At 64.1% G+C, this 17,975-nt stretch carries 14 protein-coding genes and 1 tRNA gene; 1 reads left to right on the forward strand and 14 read right to left on the reverse strand.

Annotated features, from left to right (window positions below; translation table 11 throughout):
* The 4 genes from ACXJLU_RS28540 to rpsL all read right to left on the reverse strand — a co-directional run.
* On the reverse strand, positions 1–272 hold a 272-nt coding region (locus tag ACXJLU_RS28540), incomplete at its 3' end, for a GTP-binding protein (RefSeq protein ID WP_457336839.1).
* A gap of 127 nt (positions 273–399) precedes the next feature.
* Positions 400–2,502: an elongation factor G gene (gene fusA, locus ACXJLU_RS28545; RefSeq protein ID WP_457336841.1), complete on the reverse strand. Its 2,103-nt coding sequence runs from the start codon at positions 2,500–2,502 to the stop codon at positions 400–402.
* Positions 2,503–2,580: 78 nt separating this feature from the next.
* Complete coding sequence (gene rpsG, locus ACXJLU_RS28550) at positions 2,581–3,051, reverse strand: 30S ribosomal protein S7 (RefSeq protein WP_056813848.1); 471 nt, start codon at positions 3,049–3,051, stop codon at positions 2,581–2,583.
* Between the two features lie 180 nt (positions 3,052–3,231).
* The gene (gene rpsL / locus ACXJLU_RS28555; RefSeq protein WP_047510966.1) at positions 3,232–3,612 is read right to left on the reverse strand and encodes a 30S ribosomal protein S12; all 381 of its coding nucleotides are present in this window, start codon (positions 3,610–3,612) and stop codon (positions 3,232–3,234) included.
* Positions 3,613–3,914: 302 nt separating this feature from the next.
* Between rpsL and ACXJLU_RS28560 the strand changes: the two genes are divergently transcribed.
* Positions 3,915–4,367 (forward strand): PIN domain-containing protein, encoded by a 453-nt coding sequence (locus ACXJLU_RS28560; RefSeq protein WP_457336844.1) that lies wholly within the window; start codon positions 3,915–3,917, stop codon positions 4,365–4,367.
* Positions 4,368–4,411: 44 nt separating this feature from the next.
* Here the strand turns inward: ACXJLU_RS28560 and rpoC are convergent, their stop codons facing one another.
* The 10 genes from rpoC to tuf form a co-directional block, all read right to left on the reverse strand.
* The gene (gene rpoC / locus ACXJLU_RS28565; RefSeq protein WP_073469168.1) at positions 4,412–8,629 is read right to left on the reverse strand and encodes a DNA-directed RNA polymerase subunit beta'; all 4,218 of its coding nucleotides are present in this window, start codon (positions 8,627–8,629) and stop codon (positions 4,412–4,414) included.
* Between the two features lie 17 nt (positions 8,630–8,646).
* A complete protein-coding gene (gene rpoB / locus ACXJLU_RS28570) occupies positions 8,647–12,771 on the reverse strand; it encodes a DNA-directed RNA polymerase subunit beta (RefSeq protein WP_457336846.1) in 4,125 nt (1,374 codons plus the stop codon).
* Between the two features lie 311 nt (positions 12,772–13,082).
* Positions 13,083–13,463: a 50S ribosomal protein L7/L12 gene (rplL, locus tag ACXJLU_RS28575; RefSeq protein ID WP_073469164.1), complete on the reverse strand. Its 381-nt coding sequence runs from the start codon at positions 13,461–13,463 to the stop codon at positions 13,083–13,085.
* A gap of 41 nt (positions 13,464–13,504) precedes the next feature.
* Complete coding sequence (gene rplJ / locus ACXJLU_RS28580; protein WP_457336853.1) at positions 13,505–14,035, reverse strand: 50S ribosomal protein L10; 531 nt, start codon at positions 14,033–14,035, stop codon at positions 13,505–13,507.
* Positions 14,036–14,298: 263 nt separating this feature from the next.
* Positions 14,299–15,009 (reverse strand): 50S ribosomal protein L1, encoded by a 711-nt coding sequence (rplA, locus tag ACXJLU_RS28585; protein ID WP_457336848.1) that lies wholly within the window; start codon positions 15,007–15,009, stop codon positions 14,299–14,301.
* Between the two features lie 2 nt (positions 15,010–15,011).
* The gene (gene rplK, locus ACXJLU_RS28590) at positions 15,012–15,443 is read right to left on the reverse strand and encodes a 50S ribosomal protein L11 (protein WP_047510949.1); all 432 of its coding nucleotides are present in this window, start codon (positions 15,441–15,443) and stop codon (positions 15,012–15,014) included.
* A 165-nt stretch (positions 15,444–15,608) separates the two neighbouring features.
* Positions 15,609–16,208: a transcription termination/antitermination protein NusG gene (gene nusG, locus ACXJLU_RS28595; RefSeq protein ID WP_073469160.1), complete on the reverse strand. Its 600-nt coding sequence runs from the start codon at positions 16,206–16,208 to the stop codon at positions 15,609–15,611.
* Between the two features lie 10 nt (positions 16,209–16,218).
* Positions 16,219–16,602 (reverse strand): preprotein translocase subunit SecE, encoded by a 384-nt coding sequence (gene secE / locus ACXJLU_RS28600; protein ID WP_073469157.1) that lies wholly within the window; start codon positions 16,600–16,602, stop codon positions 16,219–16,221.
* Positions 16,603–16,713: 111 nt separating this feature from the next.
* Positions 16,714–16,789: transfer RNA gene (locus ACXJLU_RS28605), tRNA-Trp, on the reverse strand.
* A gap of 18 nt (positions 16,790–16,807) precedes the next feature.
* Positions 16,808–17,975, reverse strand: a 1,168-nt coding sequence (tuf, locus tag ACXJLU_RS28610) for an elongation factor Tu (RefSeq protein WP_457336851.1), incomplete at its 5' end; no start/stop codon positions are given.

Raw genomic sequence — 17,975 nt, forward strand, 5'->3', positions numbered from 1 at the left:
GGCAGTCGACGTGCGCGTAGTGGCGGGCAGTCGACGTGCGCGTAGTGGCGGTTCGCCGTCTCGTACTCGACGTGCGCCGTGTTGATCGTGATGCCGCGGGCCTTCTCTTCCGGCGCCGCGTCGATCTGGTCGTACGCCTTCGCTTCGCCGCCGAACTTCGCCGACAGCACCGTCGTGATCGCCGCCGTCAGCGTCGTCTTCCCATGGTCCACGTGACCAATCGTGCCCACGTTCACGTGCGGCTTGGTCCGCTCGAATTTGCCTTTTGCCATTTCAGATTCTCCGTATCAAAGAGCACTTCCAGTGCTGGGTTTAAGGTTTCCGTCGCCCACTGGTTTCGCGCGCCACTGGCATCGCGCGAAGCAGGCGACGAAGACCGGCTTCGTCTAACTGACTGAATTACTTGCCGCGTGCGGTGATGATCGCGTCGGCCACGTTCTTCGGAGCTTCGCTGTAGTGCTTGAACTCCATCGTGTACGTGGCACGGCCTTGCGACATCGAGCGCAGCGTGGTCGAGTAGCCGAACATTTCCGACAGCGGAACCTCGGCCTTGATGACCTTGCCGCCGCCAGGCATGTCGTCCATGCCCTGCACCATGCCACGGCGGGATGACAGGTCACCCATCACGTTGCCGGCGTAGTCTTCCGGGGTCTCGACCTCGACGGCCATCATCGGCTCGAGGATCACCGGGCTGGCCTTGCGGCAGCCGTCCTTGAAGCCCAGCGACGCGGCCATCTTGAACGCGTTTTCGTTCGAGTCGACTTCGTGGTACGAACCGAAGATCAGCGTGACCTTCACGTCGACCACCGGGAAGCCGGCCAGCACGCCGTTCGGCAGCGAGTCTTCGACGCCCTTGCGCACCGCGGGGATGAACTCGCGCGGCACGACGCCGCCCTTGATCGCGTCGACGAACTCGAAGCCCTTGCCCGGCTCCTGCGGTTCGATGTTCAGCACGACGTGGCCGTACTGGCCCTTGCCGCCCGACTGGCGAACGAACTTGCCTTCGACATCGGTCGCCGCCTTGCGGATCGTCTCGCGGTAGGCCACCTGCGGCTTGCCGACGTTGGCTTCCACGCCGAATTCGCGCTTCATGCGGTCGACGATGATTTCCAGGTGGAGCTCGCCCATGCCGGAAATGATGGTCTGGCCCGATTCTTCGTCGGTGCGCACGCGGAACGACGGGTCTTCCTGGGCCAGGCGGCCGAGGGCGATGCCCATCTTTTCCTGGTCGGCCTTGGTCTTCGGCTCGACGGCCTGCGAGATCACCGGCTCCGGGAAGATCATCTTCTCGAGCGTGATGATGGCTTCCGGATCGCACAGCGTTTCGCCGGTCGTCACGTCTTTCAGGCCCACGCAGGCGGCGATGTCGCCGGCCAGGATTTCCTTGATTTCTTCACGCTGGTTGGCGTRCATCTGCAGGATCCGGCCGATGCGCTCTTTCTTGCCGCGGATCGGGTTGTAGACCGAGTCGCCCGACTTCAGCACGCCCGAGTAGACGCGCACGAAGGTCAGCTGGCCGACGTACGGGTCGGTCATCAGCTTGAAGGCCAGCGCGGCGAACTTCTCGCTGTCGTCGGCCTTGCGGGTCGTGTCCTTGTCGTCTTCGTCGTGGCCCGGCACCGGCGGGATGTCGATCGGCGACGGCATGAAGTCGATCACGGCGTCAAGCATGCGCTGCACGCCCTTGTTCTTGAACGCGGTGCCGCACAGCATCGGCTGGATCTCGGACGCGATCGTGCGCGTGCGGATGCCCAGCTTGATCTCGGCTTCGCTCAGGTCGCCCGACTCGAGGTACTTGTTCATCAGGTCTTCGCTGGATTCAGCGGCGGCCTCGATCATGTTCTCGCGCCACTTCTTGGCGTCGGCCAGCAGCTCGGCCGGGATTTCCTTGTATTCGAACTTCATGCCCTGCGAGGCTTCGTCCCAGATGATCGCCTTCATCTTGATCAGGTCGATCACGCCGGTGAAATTGTCTTCGGCACCGATCGGAATCACGATGGGCACCGGGTTCGCCTTCAGGCGGACCTTCATCTGGTCGTAGACCTTGTAGAAGTTCGCGCCGGTGCGGTCCATCTTGTTGACGAACGCGAGGCGGGGCACCTTGTACTTGTTGGCCTGGCGCCAGACGGTTTCCGACTGGGGCTGCACGCCGCCCACGGCGCAGTACACCATGCAGGCGCCGTCGAGCACGCGCATCGAGCGCTCGACTTCAATCGTGAAGTCGACGTGCCCGGGGGTGTCGATGATGTTGATGCGGTGCTCGGGGTGGTTGAGCTCCATGCCCTTCCAGAAGCAGGTCGTCGCGGCCGACGTGATCGTGATGCCGCGCTCTTGCTCCTGCTCCATCCAGTCCATCGTGGCGGCGCCATCGTGCACTTCACCGATCTTGTGGTTCACACCCGTGTAGAACAGGATGCGCTCGGTGGTCGTGGTCTTGCCGGCGTCGATGTGGGCCGAGATGCCGATGTTGCGATAGCGCTCGATGGGGGTCTTGCGGGCCATGATGGCACTCCAAATGCAGGGGCCGCTCGCGGGTTCGTGGAAACCCGAAGAGCGGCCGGGGGACTGGGGACTTCGGTCTTAGAAGCGGAAGTGCGAGAACGCCTTGTTGGCGTCCGCCATGCGGTGCACTTCATCGCGCTTCTTCATCGCGCCGCCGCGGCCTTCGACGGCCTCCAGCAGTTCGTTCGCGAGGCGCTGGGCCATCGACTTCTCGCCGCGCTTGCGGGCCGATTCCTTCAGCCAGCGCATGGCCAGGGCCACGCGGCGGACGGGGCGAACTTCCACGGGAACTTGGTAGTTCGCACCGCCGACGCGGCGTGACTTCACTTCGACCATCGGCTTGATGTTGTTCAGCGCGACCGTGAAGATCTCCAGCGGGTCCTTGCCCGACTTCTTTTCGACCTGCTCCAGCGCACCGTAGATGATGCGTTCGGCGACAGCCTTCTTGCCGGACTCCATGATCACGTTCATGAACTTGGAGAGGTCAACCGAACCGAATTTCGGATCGGGGAGGATCTCACGCTTGGGTACTTCGCGACGACGAGGCATTTCTCTTCCTTTTTTCTTCAGTTGGCACGGGCATCGCTGCCTGCACCGCGGTCACCACGAAGATGCTTTCGGCACCCGGGCTTCCACTTACTCGGCCCGGCGGGATCTGCACCCGCCGCAACCGCGACACGCCATGCCGGAGCCTGAACTCCCGCGATGACGACTAGACGACGAACCAGCTTACTTGCCGGCCTTCGGACGCTTCGCGCCGTACTTGGAACGCGACTGCTTGCGGTCTTTCACGCCTTGCAAGTCGAGCGAGCCGCGCACGATGTGGTAGCGAACACCCGGCAGATCCTTCACGCGGCCGCCGCGCACGAGCACGACGCTGTGCTCTTGCAGGTTGTGGCCTTCGCCGCCGATGTAGGAAATGATCTCGAACCCGTTGGTCAGGCGAATCTTGGCCACTTTACGCAGCGCCGAATTCGGCTTCTTCGGGGTGGTGGTGTACACGCGGGTGCACACACCGCGGCGCTGGGGTCCACCCTGCAGCGCCGGGGATTTGGACTTCGTCTTCTCGACCTCACGGCCGAGACGCACGAGTTGATTGATGGTTGGCATGTTGGTAACTTGTTCCCGTTTGAAGTCACTGCCCTGACACCCAGAATCCAGAGCATTTCTGAAATTCCTGGGGTCAGGCCACTCTCGGAAGAAGCGTCACGCCCTCCCCGGGCGTGTGGCCGAACGATGGAACCGCGAGGCTGCGGGATCGTTGACCGCCCGATCGACTGGCTGATGAACCTGATGGATCCACAAGCCTTGCCGACAAAAGAGCGAAGCAGAATCTGCCGAAAAGCCTGCGATTATATTCGTAGCCCCGTACCGCCGCAAGCGAGGGCTTGATGGCCTGTCACTCGAGTCCGATGACCTCACCCGTGTTCCGCTTCGATCCGCCCCGTGCCGTGCTGGACACCAATGTCGTTCTCGACTGGCTGGTGTTCGCCAATCCGGCCGTCGCGCCGATCAGCCAGGCGGTCGAAAGCGGCCGGCTTCGATGGGTCACCACCACGGAGATGCAGGCCGAACTGGCCGAGGTGCTGCGCCGCGGGCTGCCTCGCAACCCGCCGCTGAATACCGATCACATATGGGCAACATGGAGTGCATGCGCTCACATTGAAGACATTCCCCCGCCCGCTGGCCTGGCCGCCCCGCTGCGCTGCACCGACCCCGACGACCAGAAGTTCATCGACTTTGCGCTCCACCGCGCCGACTGGTTGTTCACCCGCGACCGCGCAGTGCTGCGACTCGCCCGGCGCGCGCTTCCGCGCGGCCTGGCGATCCTGACACCCGAGGCCTGGAGCACGGCGCAGAAATAAAAAAGGGCGGCCGAAGCCGCCCTTTCTGCTCACGCAGCAATCACTTACTCGGTGGCATCGCCACCGGCTTCCGCCGGTGCTTCCTGCACGGAAGCGAATTCCTCCGCCTCCTGCATCGCGATCGCGCGGCGTTCCGCGTCGTCCATCTCTTCCTTGACGCGGCGTGCGTCGTGGAAGGCCATGCCGGTACCGGCCGGGATCAGGCGACCGACGATCACGTTCTCCTTCAGGCCACGCAGCTCGTCGCGCTTGCCCATGATGGCAGCCTCGGTGAGCACGCGGGTGGTTTCCTGGAAGGACGCGGCCGAGATGAAGCTGTCGGTCGACAGCGACGCCTTCGTGATGCCCAGCAGCACGTCGGCGTGGGTCGCCACGATCTTGCCTTCGGCCACCATGCGGTCGTTGGTGTCCAGCAGCTCCGAACGCTCGACCTGCTCACCGAGGATGTACGCGGTCTCGCCCGGGTTGACGATCTGCACGCGGCGCAGCATCTGGCGAACGATCACCTCGATGTGCTTGTCGTTGATCTTCACGCCCTGCAGACGGTAGACGTCCTGCACTTCGTCGACGATGTAGCGCGCCAGTTCCTCGATGCCCAGCAGGCGCAGGATGTCCTGCGGATCGGCCGGACCGTCGACGATCGACTCGCCCTTGTTGACCACCTGGCCTTCGTGGACCACGATGTTCTTTTCCTTCGGGACGAGCTCTTCGTAGACCTTGCCTTCCGGATCGGTGATCTGCAGGCGAACCTTGCCCTTGGTCTCCTTGCCGAACGACACCGTGCCGGTCATCTCGGCCAGCGTGCCCTTGTCCTTCGGGCTGCGCGCCTCGAAGAGCTCGGCCACGCGCGGCAGACCGCCGGTGATGTCGCGCGTCTTCTGGCCTTCGACCGGAATACGCGCCAGCACTTCGCCCGGGGCCAGGTCCTGGCCGTCGCGGATCTGGACCAGCGAGCCGATCGGGAAGCCGATCGTCACCGAGTGATCGGTGCCGGGGATCTTCACTTCGTTGCCGCTGGCGTCCAGCAGCTTGACCTGCGGACGCACCACCTTGGTCGCGCCACGGCGCTTCGGGTCGATCACGACCAGCGTCGACAGGCCGGTCACTTCGTCGAGCTGCTTGGCGACCGTGACACCTTCCTCGACGTTCTCGAACTTCGCCTTGCCGGCGAATTCCGTGATGATCGGGCGGGTCAGCGGATCCCAGTTCGCCAGCACCGTGCCAGCCTTCAGCTGCTGGTCGGGCTTGATGTTCAGGATCGCGCCGTACGGCACCTTGTGGCGCTCACGCTCGCGACCGTGCTGGTCCGCGATGATGATTTCGCCCGAGCGCGAGATCACGACCAGGTCGCCCTTGCCGTTGGTCACGTAGCGCATCGTCGAGTTGAAGCCGATGTGGCCATCGGACTTCGCATCGACGCTCGATGCCACCGCCGCACGCGAAGCCGCGCCGCCGATGTGGAACGTGCGCATCGTCAGCTGCGTGCCCGGTTCGCCGATCGACTGCGCCGCGATCACGCCGACCGCTTCGCCGCGGTTCACCAGGCCGCCACGGCCCAGGTCGCGGCCGTAGCACTTGCCGCACAGGCCGAAGCGCGTACCGCAGGTCAGCGCGGTGCGCACCTTCACTTCGTCGACGCCGGCGGCTTCGAGGCCGTCGAGTGCGTCTTCGTCGAGCATGGTGCCGCCGGTCAGCAGCTGTTCACCCGTTTCCGGGTGCTGCACTTCGATCGCGGTGACGCGGCCGAGGATGCGGTCGCGCAGCGATTCGATCACTTCGCCGCCTTCGACCAGCGCGCGCATGTTGATGCCGTTCTGCGTACCGCAGTCGTCCGCGGTGACCACCAGATCCTGCGTCACGTCGACCAGTCGACGCGTCAGGTAGCCGGAGTTCGCCGTCTTCAGCGCCGTGTCCGCGAGACCCTTGCGGGCGCCGTGGGTGGAGATGAAGTACTGCAGCACGTTCAGGCCTTCACGGAAGTTCGCCGTGATGGGCGTCTCGATGATCGAGCCGTCCGGCTTGGCCATCAGGCCGCGCATGCCGGCCAGCTGGCGGATCTGCGCCGCGGAGCCGCGCGCACCCGAGTCGGCCATCATGTAGATGGAGTTGAACGACTCCTGGTCGACTTCCTTGCCGTGGCGGTCCAGCACGCGCTGCTTGGCGAGCTGGCTCATCATGACCTTGCCGACTTCGTCACCGGTCTTGCCCCAGATGTCGACGACCTTGTTGTAGCGCTCGCCGGCGGTGACGAGACCCGAGACGTACTGCTGCTCGATCTCCTTCACTTCCTTCTCGGCGCGCTCGATCAGGCCCGGCTTTTCCTTCGGCACGAGCATGTCGTCGATCGCGATCGAGATGCCGGCGCGCGTGGCCAGGCGGAAGCCCGCCTGCAGCAGCTTGTCGGCGAACACGACCGTTTCCTTCAGACCGCACTTGCGGAACGAGGTGTTGATCAGGCGCGAGATTTCCTTCTTCTTCAGCGCCTTGTTGATGTTCGAGAACGGCAGGCCCTTCGGCAGGATCTCGGACAGCAGCGCACGCCCGACGGTGGTGTCGACGAGCTTGGTTTCCGACACGAACTCGCCGGTCGCCTTGTTCTTCGTCCACTCGGTCAGGCGCACGGCGATGCGCGCGGTGACCTCGACCGCGGCGTTGTCCAGCGCGCGTTGAACTTCGACCACATCGGAGAAGATGATGCCTTCGCCCTTGCCGTTGATGCGCTCGCGGGTGGCGTAGTACAGGCCCAGCACCACGTCTTGCGACGGCACGATCGACGGTTCGCCGTTGGCCGGGAACAGCACGTTGTTGGAGGCCAGCATCAGCGTGCGGGCTTCCATCTGCGCTTCGATCGACAGCGGCACGTGGACGGCCATCTGGTCACCGTCGAAGTCGGCGTTGAACGCAGCGCACACCAGCGGGTGCAGCTGGATCGCCTTGCCTTCGATCAGCACCGGCTCGAACGCCTGGATGCCCAGGCGGTGCAGCGTCGGCGCGCGGTTCAGCATGACCGGGTGTTCCTTGATGACTTCTTCAAGGATGTCCCAGACCACCGGCGTGCCCGATTCCACTTCCTTCTTCGCCGCCTTGATGGTGGTGGCGATGCCCATGGCTTCGAGGCGCGAGAAGATGAACGGCTTGAACAGCTCGAGCGCCATCAGCTTCGGCAGGCCGCACTGGTGCAGCTTCAGCGTCGGGCCGACCACGATGACCGAACGGCCCGAGTAGTCGACGCGCTTGCCCAGCAGATTCTGGCGGAAGCGGCCGCTCTTGCCCTTGATCATGTCGGCCAGCGACTTCAGCGCGCGCTTGTTGGCACCGGTCATCGCCTTGCCGCGACGGCCGTTGTCCAGCAGCGAATCGACCGCTTCCTGCAGCATGCGCTTCTCGTTGCGCACGATGATCTCCGGCGCCTTCAGTTCGAGCAGGCGGGCCAGGCGGTTGTTGCGGTTGATGACGCGGCGGTAGAGGTCGTTCAGGTCCGACGTGGCGAAGCGCCCGCCGTCCAGCGGCACCAGCGGACGCAGGTCCGGCGGCAGCACCGGCAGCACGGTCATCACCATCCACTGCGGCTTGATGCCCGACTTCTTGAAGGCTTCCATCACCTTCAGGCGCTTGGAGTTCTTCTTGACCTTCAACTCGGAGCCGGTCATGTCGCCGCGCAGGCGCTCGATCTCGACGTCGAGGTCCATCTCGGCCAGCAGCTTCTGCACGCCCTCGGCGCCCATCAGCGCGATGAACTCGTCGCCGAATTCGGTGCGCTTCGCGTCGTAGTCGTCTTCCGACATGATGCTGAACTTCTTCAGCGGGGTCATGCCCGGGTCGACCACCACGTAGGCTTCGAAGTACAGCACGCGCTCGATGTCGCGCAGCGTCATGTCGAGCACCAGGCCCAGGCGCGACGGCAGCGACTTCAGGAACCAGATGTGCGCGCACGGCGCGGCCAGGTCGATGTGGCCCATGCGGTCACGGCGAACCTTGGTCTGCGTCACTTCGACGCCGCACTTCTCGCAGATCACGCCACGGTGCTTCAGGCGCTTGTACTTGCCGCACAGGCACTCGTAGTCCTTGATCGGGCCGAAGATCTTGGCGCAGAACAGGCCATCGCGCTCCGGCTTGAAGGTGCGGTAGTTGATGGTCTCCGGCTTCTTCACTTCGCCGAAGGACCAGGACCGAATTTTCTCGGGCGAAGCCAGTCCGATCTTGATGGCATCGAAATGCTCATCAGGGGTGAACTGGCGGAACAGATCAAGCAAACCCTTCATGTTCTGTTTCCTTTTCTTTAGTTGCGCTCGAGCTCGATGTCGATACCGAGCGAACGAATTTCCTTCACCAGCACGTTGAACGATTCCGGCATGCCGGCCTCGATCGCGTGCTCGCCCTTGACGATGGACTCGTACACCTTGGTGCGGCCGTTCACGTCATCGGACTTGACGGTCAGCATCTCCTGCAGCACGTAAGACGCGCCGTAGGCTTCCAGGGCCCAGACTTCCATTTCGCCGAAGCGCTGGCCACCGAACTGGGCCTTGCCGCCCAGCGGTTGCTGCGTGACCAGCGAGTACGGGCCGGTCGAGCGGGCGTGCATCTTGTCGTCGACCAGGTGGTGCAGCTTCAGCACGTGCATGTAGCCGATCGTGACCGGACGCTCGAAGGCGTCGCCGGTGCGTCCGTCGTACAGCGTGGCCTGGGTGCGCGTGGCCGTCAGTCCCTTGACCTTGGCGATCTCGTCCGGGTAGGCCAGCTTCAGCATGCCGCGGATTTCCTCTTCGGCGGCGCCGTCGAACACCGGCGTCGCGAACGGCACGCCCTTGCTCAGGTTGGCGGCCATCTCGAGGATCTCGTCATCGGTCAGGTGGTCCAGGCGCTCGGTCTTGCCGCCCGACTTGTTGTACAGCTCGTCGAGGAACTTGCGCAGCTCGACCACCTTGGTCTGGGCCTGCAGCATGTCGCCGATGCGCTGGCCGATGCCCTTGCCGGCCCAGCCCAGGTGAACCTCGAGCACCTGCCCGACGTTCATCCGCGAGGGCACGCCCAGCGGGTTCAGCACGATGTCGCACGGCGTGCCGTCGGCCATGTGCGGCATGTCCTCGATCGGGTTGATCTTGGACACGACGCCCTTGTTGCCGTGGCGGCCGGCCATCTTGTCGCCCGGTTGCAGGCGGCGCTTGACCGCCAGGTACACCTTCACCATCTTCAGCACGCCGGCCGGCAGCTCGTCGCCCTGCGTCAGCTTCTTGCGCTTCTCTTCGAACGCGAGGTCGAAGCTGTGGCGCGTCTGCTCGAGCGAGTTCTTGATCGACTCGAGCTGGTTGGCCACTTCGTCGTCGGACGGGCGGATGTCGAACCAGTGGTACTTCTCGACGCTGGCGAGGTACGCCTTGTCGATCGTCGTGCCCTTGGCGATCTTCTGCGGGCCGCCGTTGGCGACCTTGCCCGACAGCAGCTTCTCGATCCGGTCGAACGCGTCGGCCTCGACGATGCGCAGCTGGTCGTTCAGGTCGAGGCGGTAGCGCTTCAGTTCATCGTCGATGATCTGTTGCGCGCGCTTGTCGCGCTGGATGCCTTCGCGGGTGAAGACCTGCACGTCGATGACGGTGCCGCTGGTGCCCTGGTCGACGCGCAGCGAGGTGTCCTTCACGTCGGAAGCCTTCTCGCCGAAGATCGCGCKCAGCAGCTTTTCTTCCGGCGTCAGCGTGGTCTCGCCCTTCGGCGTGACCTTGCCCACCAGCGTGTCGCCCGGGTTGACCTCGGCGCCCACGTACACGATGCCCGATTCGTCCAGGCGAGCCAGTTGCTGCTCGCTCAGGTTCGGGATGTCGCGCGTGATTTCTTCGGAGCCCAGCTTGGTGTCGCGCGCCATCACCACCAGTTCCTCGATGTGGATCGAGGTGTAGCGGTCGTCGGCGATCACGCGTTCGCTGATCAGGATCGAGTCTTCGAAGTTGTAGCCGTTCCAGGGCATGAACGCGACCAGCATGTTCTGGCCGAGCGCCAGCTCGCCGATGTCGGTCGAGGCGCCGTCGGCGATGATGTCCTCGGCGGAGACGGTGTCTCCGCGCTTGACGATCGGACGCTGGTGGATGTTCGTGTTCTGGTTCGAACGCTGGTACTTGATCAGGTTGTAGATGTCGACCCCGACTTCACCGGCCACCGTCTCGTTGTCGTTGACGCGGATCACGATGCGGTTGGTGTCGACGTAGTCCACGACACCGCCGCGGCGCGCAGCCACGACCGTGCCCGAGTCCTTCGCGGCGACGCGTTCGACACCGGTACCGACCAGCGCCTTCTCGGGGCGCAGCGTCGGCACGGCCTGGCGCTGCATGTTGGCGCCCATCAGTGCGCGGTTCGCATCGTCGTGCTCGAGGAACGGCACCAGCGAGGCGGCCACCGACACGATCTGCGTCGGCGCCACGTCCATGTACTGGATGCGTTCCGGCGAGGTCAGGATCGATTCGCCGTTGTCACGCGCCGAGACCAGCTCGTCGATCAGCTTGCCGTCCGGGTCGAGCGAGGCGTTGGCCTGCGCGATCACGTACTTGCCTTCCTCGATGGCCGACAGGTAGTCGATCTGCATCGTCACCTTGCCGTCGGCCACGCGACGGTACGGCGTCTCGAGGAAGCCGTATTCGTTGAGCTGCGCGTACAGGGCGAGCGAGTTGATCAGGCCGATGTTCGGGCCTTCCGGCGTCTCGATCGGGCACACGCGGCCGTAGTGGGTCGGGTGCACGTCGCGCACTTCGAAGCCGGCGCGTTCGCGGGTCAGGCCGCCCGGGCCCAGGGCCGAGACACGACGCTTGTGCGTGATCTCGGACAGCGGGTTGGTCTGGTCCATGAACTGCGACAGCTGCGACGCACCGAAGAACTCCTTCAGCGCCGCGGAGATGGGCTTGGAGTTGATCAGGTCGTGCGGCATCAGCGCTTCGGTCTCGGCCTGGCCGAGGCGTTCCTTGACGGCCTTCTCGATCCGGGCGAGGCCCGAGCGGTACTGGTTCTCGGCCAGTTCGCCCACGCAGCGCACGCGACGGTTGCCCAGGTGGTCGATGTCATCGACTTCACCGCGGCCGTTGCGCAGCTCGACGAGGATCTTCACGACGTCGAGGATGTCGTCGTTGGACAGCGTCATCGGGCCTTCCGGCACGTCGCGGCCGACACGGGCGTTGAACTTCATGCGGCCCACGCGCGACAGGTCGTACGTGTCGCCGTTGTAGAACAGCCGGTTGAAGAGCGCTTCGACGGCGTCTTCGGTCGGCGGCTCGCCGGGGCGCATCATGCGGTAGATGGCGACGCGCGCGGCCAGCTGGTCGGCCGTTTCATCGGCGGCCAGGGTCTGCGAGATGTAGGCGCCTTCGTCCAGCTCGTTGGTGTAGAGACACTGCATCTCCTTCACACCGGCGGCGCGCAGCTTCTTCAGCAGCGAGTCGGTCAGCTCGTCGTTCGCCTTCGCGATGATCTCGCCGGTGTCGGGGTCGACCATGTTGCGAGCCAGGAAACGGCCCAGCAGAAAGTCTTCCGGCACGCTGATGAACTGCGTCTCGCTCTGCTCGATCTGGCGCGTGTGGCGCGCCGTGATGCGCTTGTCCTTCTCGACGACGACGGTGCCGTTCTTGTCGGTGATGTCGAAGCGGGCCACTTCGCCGCGCAGGCGGTCGGCCACGAACTCCATCTGGGCACCGGAGTCCATCAGGCGGAAGTTGTCGAACACGAAGAAGTTCGCGAGGATCGATTCCGGGTTCAGGCCGATGGCCTTCAGCAGGATCGTCACCGGCATCTTGCGGCGGCGGTCGACGCGGAAGTACAGGATGTCCTTCGGGTCGAACTCGAAGTCGAGCCAGGAGCCGCGGTACGGAATGATGCGGGCGCTGAACAGCAGCTTGCCCGAGCTGTGGGTCTTGCCCTTGTCGTGCTCGAAGAACACGCCCGGCGAACGGTGCAGCTGCGACACGATCACGCGCTCGGTGCCGTTCACGATGAACGAACCGTAGTCGGTCATGAGCGGCACTTCGCCCATGTAGACCTCTTGTTCCTTGATTTCCTTGACCGTCTTCGCCTGCGGCGACTCGCGGTCATAGATGATCATCTGCAGCTTGGCGCGCACCGCAGCGGCGTAGGTCAGGCCACGCTGCTGGCACTCCCGCGTGTCGAACGCGGGCTTGGCCATGTTGAACTCGATGAACTTCATCTCGACGAACCCGTTGTGCGACACGATCGGGAAAGCGGAGAGGAAAGCGGCCTGCAGGCCTTCAGGCTTGCGTTTCTGCGGAGCGACGTCCTTCTGGAGGAAGGCGACGTACGACTCCTTCTGCATCGTCAGCAGGTAGGGAACGTTGAGGACACTCTCGCGCTTGCCGAAGCTCTTGCGAATCCGCTTGCGCTCGGTGTAGCTGTAGGGGGTTGCGTGCTGCGCCATATGTGATTTCTCACTCCGTATCGGGGAACAGAGCCGGGCCCAGGCCTGCTCCCGTCGGCGACTGTCTTTCGAACATTGCGTTCGACGCTTGGTGGTTGGCCACTACCAACCGCTGGCGGACAACCCCGGCATTGCACCGGAGTCCGACCAAACCCGTTCTCTGCAGTCGGATCAGAGAACACTTGAAAAGGGGGGGAAGTTCGACATTGTCGTTGCTCCCGCCTTTTCAGGTGCCCTCAGGGGGACAAACCCCTGAAGCGCAAAAGGCTGGGGCCGTGAATCGGCGCCCAGCCCGCTGCTGACCAGCCGAATTACTTGACTTCGGCCTTCGCGCCGGCGTCCACCAGCTTCTTGACAGCGGCTTCTGCGTCGGCCTTGGGCACGGCTTCCTTGACGGGCTTCGGAGCGCCGTCGACCAGGTCCTTGGCTTCCTTCAGGCCCAGGCCCGTCAGTTCGCGCACGGCCTTGATGACCGACACCTTGTTCGCGCCAGCTTCGAGCAGCATGACGTTGAACTCGGTCTTTTCTTCAACGACTGCAGCAGCAGCAGCACCGCCGCCACCGCCACCGCCGGTGGCCATGGAAGCGGCGGTCACGCCGAACTTCTCTTCGATGGCCTTGACCAGGTCGTTGAGTTCCATCACCGACATGCTGTCCAGCGAGGTCAGGAATGCGTCTTTATCGAATGCCATTTTGGTTCCTAGATATCAGGTAAAGGTTGAGAGGGTCGTCTTCAGGCCGGGACAGCTTCGGCGGCAGGCGCGGCTTCTTGCGCACCTTCACCGCGTTGCTTGGCCAGGGCGGCCAGGACGGCGGCCGTGCGCTGCACCGGTGCCATGAGCAGGCCGGCCAGCTGCGACAGCAGCACTTCCTTGCTGGGAATGCTGGCCAGGGCCTTCACGCCGTCGGCGTTCAGGACCTTGCCGGCATACGCGCCAGCCTTGATGACGAGCTTGTCGTTGCCCTTGGCAAAGTCAGCGATGACTTTGGCCGCGGCAACGGGGTCCTCGGAAAAACCGTAGATCAGCGGGCCGACGAAGCTTTCCGCGGCCACCTCGAACGACGTACCGGCAACGGCACGGCGAGCCAGGGTGTTCTTCAACACGTGAAGGTACACGCCCTTGTCGCGCGCCTGCTTGCGCAGGGTGTCAAGGTGAGCCACGGTGAGGCCACGGTACTCGGCCAGCGCCAACGTCTGTGAACGCGCGACTTGCGCGGCCACATCCGTCACCACGGCTGCTTTCTCGTTGCGATTGAGACTCAAGGTCTGCTCCTCACACATCGTGTCCGTTGGCATGAATGCCTCAGGACACACCACGATTCAGCGACCTCTGCCTTGGAACCAAAATTCCTTGCCAGTGGGATCGCCATCTGCGCGGGCGTCGGATCGGGTGTTTCCACCGTCTCGTCGATTAAGCGGCCAAAGCCGCGCCTGCGGTCTTGGATGGCCCGCTGCGACTTGCGCCGCAGCGGCCCACCAATTCATCGGACCGGCACCAGACTCGTGCCAGCCCTCGATCTGTCAGATCAGGCGGCCGTTGCCGACGCGTTGATCGAAGCGACGTCCACGCGAGCACCCACGCCCATCGTCGACGACACCGCGACCTTGCGCAGGTAGATGCCCTTGCTCGACGCCGGCTTGGCCTTGTTCAGGGCCTCGATCAGCGCGCGCAGGTTGCCCACCAGCTTGTCGGAGTCGAACGAGCGACGGCCGATGGTGCTGTGGACGATACCGGCCTTGTCGACGCGGAACTGCACCTGGCCGGCCTTGGCGTTCTTCACCGCGGTGGCCACGTCGGGCGTCACGGTGCCGACCTTCGGGTTCGGCATCAGGCCGCGCGGGCCGAGGATCTGGCCGAGCGTACCGACGATGCGCATCGTGTCCGGCGAGGCGATCACGACGTCGAAATTCAGGTTGCCGGCCTTCACTTGCTCGGCCAGATCTTCCATGCCGACGATGTCGGCACCGGCGGCGCGGGCTTCGTCAGCCTTGGCACCCTGGGCGAACACCGCGACGCGCTTGGTCTTGCCGGTGCCGTTGGGCAGCACGACGGCGCCACGCACGACCTGGTCGGACTTCTTCGCGTCGATGCCGAGTTGCACGGCCACGTCGATGGATTCATCGAACTTGGCGACGGCGCATTCCTTGACGATCGCCAGCGCGTTGTCGAGGGCGTACAGCTTGGTGCTGTCGACCTTGCCAGCGGTGGCTTTTTGGCGTTTGGTCAGCTTGGCCATGCTCAGACTCCTTCAGTGGTCACGCCCATCGAGCGGGCGGTGCCGGCGATGGTGCGAACGGCGGCATCCATGTTGGCTGCCGTCAGGTCCTTGACCTTGGTCTTGGCGATCTCTTCGAGCTGGGCGCGCGTGATCTTGCCGACCTTGTCGGTGTGCGGCTTGGCCGAGCCCTTGTCGAGCTTGATCGCCTTCTTGATCAGCACGGTCGCCGGGGGCGACTTCATGATGAACGTGAAGGACTTGTCCGCGAACGCGGTGATCACGACCGGCAGCATCAGGCCGGGTTCCAGCCCCTGGGTCTGCGCGTTGAACGCCTTGCAGAACTCCATGATGTTCAGGCCGCGCTGGCCGAGCGCCGGGCCGATCGGGGGCGACGGGTTGGCCTTGCCGGCCGGGACTTGCAGCTTGATGAAGCCGACAATTTTCTTTGCCATGATTTCTCCAATGAGGCCTGTCTTGGCGGACCGGCCTTGAGTGCTAACGCAAGGGGCTGGTTACCCTTGCTCCTCGTACCGGTGTCTCGTCACCGGCATCAACGGGATGGCCTTGGGCAAGTCGCCTTGCCGGGCCGCCATCCGGGCCCGAATTCTTTCAGGCCGTCAGACCTTCTCGACTTGCGAGAAATCGAGTTCGACCGGCGTGGCACGGCCGAAGATCGTGACCGAGACGCGCACCTTCGACTTGTCGTAGTTGACGTCCTCGATCGCGCCGTTGAAGTCGGTGAACGGGCCTTCCTTGACACGCACCAGTTCGCCCACTTCCCACTCGACCTTCGGGCGCGGCTTTTCGACGCCCTCTTGCATCTGGGTGACGATCTTCATCACCTCGGCTTCGGAGATCGGCGCCGGACGATTCTTCGCACCGCCGACGAAGCCGGTCACCTTGCTGGTGTGCTTCACCAGGTGCCAGGTGTCGTCGGCCATCTCCATCTCGACCAGCACGTAGCCCGGGAAGAAGCGGCGCTCGGTGACGGCCTTCTTGCCGTTCTTCAGCTCGACGACTTCTTCCATCGGCACCAGGATGCGGCCGAATTTTTCCTGCATGCCGGCGCGGTCGATGCGCTCGCGCAGGTTGCGTTCGACGGCCTTCTCCATGCCCGAGTAGGCATGCACCACGTACCAGCGCTTGTTGCTGGGCGGTGCGACGACCGCGGGCACGGCGTCGGCAGCGGCTTGTTCGTTGGGCTGTTGTTCGCTCATCGGGATGTCCTCAACGCTTCCAGCCCAGGATCAGGTCGTACAGCACCCATTCGAGCGTCTTGTCGGTGAACCACAGGAAGAGGGCCATCACGACCACGAAGGCGAAGACGTACATCGTCATCTGCGTCGCTTCCTTGCGGCTCGGCCAGACGACCTTGCGGACTTCGCGCGACGAGTCCTGCCCGAAGGCGATCAGCTGCTTGCCGCTTTCCGACGTGAAGAACAACGCGACTGCAGCCACCAGCAGCAGGATCAGCGCGCCGACGCGCAGCCACAGGTCCTGCTTGCCGAGCGCATAGAACGCCGCCACGGCCGCGATCACCAGCACGCCGGAAGCGGCGAGCTTGGCCTTGTCAGCACCCGTGGAGACGGTTTCGACTTGTGGATTCGACATTTCGCTCTTCAAAAAACACGTGCCGCTTTTCAGCAGCAAAGCCCGCCGGGACTGTTCGTCGCCGTGCGGGCTGCTTGGGCCACCAATCTCAACCCCACCAACTTCACCGATTGGCAGGGGCAGAGGGAATCGAACCCCCAACCTCTGGTTTTGGAGACCAGCGCTCTGCCAGTTGAGCTATACCCCTGTGGCCTTCAAACGCAAATTACTCGAGGATCTTGGCGACGACGCCGGCGCCGACGGTGCGRCCACCTTCACGGATGGCGAAGCGCAGGCCTTCTTCCATCGCGATCGGGTTGATCAGCTTCACCGTGATGCTCACGTTGTCGCCAGGCATCACCATTTCCTTGTCCTTCGGCAGCTCCACCGCGCCGGTCACGTCCGTCGTGCGGAAGTAGAACTGCGGGCGGTAGTTGTTGAAGAACGGCGTGTGRCGGCCGCCTTCTTCCTTGCTCAGCACGTACACCTCRGCGGTGAAGTGCGTGTGCGGCTTGATGCTGCCCGGCTTGCACAGCACCTGGCCGCGCTGCACGTCTTCGCGCTTGGTGCCGCGCAGCAGGATACCGACGTTGTCGCCCGCTTGACCTTGGTCCAGCAGCTTGCGGAACATYTCCACGCCCGTGCAGGTCGTCTTCTGCGTCACCGAGATACCSACGATCTCGATTTCTTCGCCGACCTTGACCACGCCGCGCTCGATGCGGCCCGTCACCACCGTGCCGCGACCCGAGATCGAGAACACGTCTTCCACCGGCATCAGGAACGCGCCGTCGATCGCACGCTCCGGCGTCGGGATGTAGCTGTCCAGCGCATCCGCCAGCTTCAGGATCGCGCCTTCGCCCAGCTCGCCCTTGTCGCCTTCCATCGCCAGCTTCGCGCTGCCGTGGATGATCGGCGTCTTGTCGCCCGGGAAGTCGTACTTGTCCAGCAGCTCGCGGACTTCCATCTCGACGAGCTCCAGCAGCTCGGCGTCATCGACCATGTCGCACTTGTTCATGAACACGATGATGTACGGCACACCGACCTGGCGGGCCAGCAGGATGTGTTCGCGCGTCTGCGGCATCGGGCCGTCAGCGGCCGACACCACCAGGATCGCGCCGTCCATCTGCGCSGCACCSGTGATCATGTTCTTCACGTAGTCGGCGTGCCCCGGGCAGTCGACGTGCGCGTAGTGGCGGTTCGCCGTCTCGTACTCGACGTGCGCCGTGTTGATCGTGATGCCGCGGGCCTTCTCTTCCGGCGCCGCGTCGATCTGGTCGTACGCCTTCGCTTCGCCGCCGAACTTCGCCGACAGCACCGTCGTGATCGCCGCCGTCAGCGTCGTCTTCCCATGGTCCACGTGACCAATCGTGCCCACGTTCACGTGCGGCTTGGTC

Source organism: Rhizobacter sp. P5_C2 (genome assembly GCF_054049715.1).

Bases quoted from the DNA above. Each gene is read 5' to 3' on its own strand.
- rpsG (WP_056813848.1), bottom strand. From the start codon at position 3,051: ATGCCTCGTCGTCGCGAAGTACCCAAGCGTGAGATCCTCCCCGATCCG.
- rpsL (WP_047510966.1), bottom strand. From the start codon at position 3,612: ATGCCAACCATCAATCAACTCGTGCGTCTCGGCCGTGAGGTCGAGAAG.
- ACXJLU_RS28560 (WP_457336844.1), top strand. From the start codon at position 3,915: ATGACCTCACCCGTGTTCCGCTTCGATCCGCCCCGTGCCGTGCTGGAC.
- rpoC (WP_073469168.1), bottom strand. From the start codon at position 8,629: ATGAAGGGTTTGCTTGATCTGTTCCGCCAGTTCACCCCTGATGAGCAT.
- rplL (WP_073469164.1), bottom strand. From the start codon at position 13,463: ATGGCATTCGATAAAGACGCATTCCTGACCTCGCTGGACAGCATGTCG.
- rplA (WP_457336848.1), bottom strand. From the start codon at position 15,009: ATGGCCAAGCTGACCAAACGCCAAAAAGCCACCGCTGGCAAGGTCGAC.
- rplK (WP_047510949.1), bottom strand. From the start codon at position 15,443: ATGGCAAAGAAAATTGTCGGCTTCATCAAGCTGCAAGTCCCGGCCGGC.
- nusG (WP_073469160.1), bottom strand. From the start codon at position 16,208: ATGAGCGAACAACAGCCCAACGAACAAGCCGCTGCCGACGCCGTGCCC.
- secE (WP_073469157.1), bottom strand. From the start codon at position 16,602: ATGTCGAATCCACAAGTCGAAACCGTCTCCACGGGTGCTGACAAGGCC.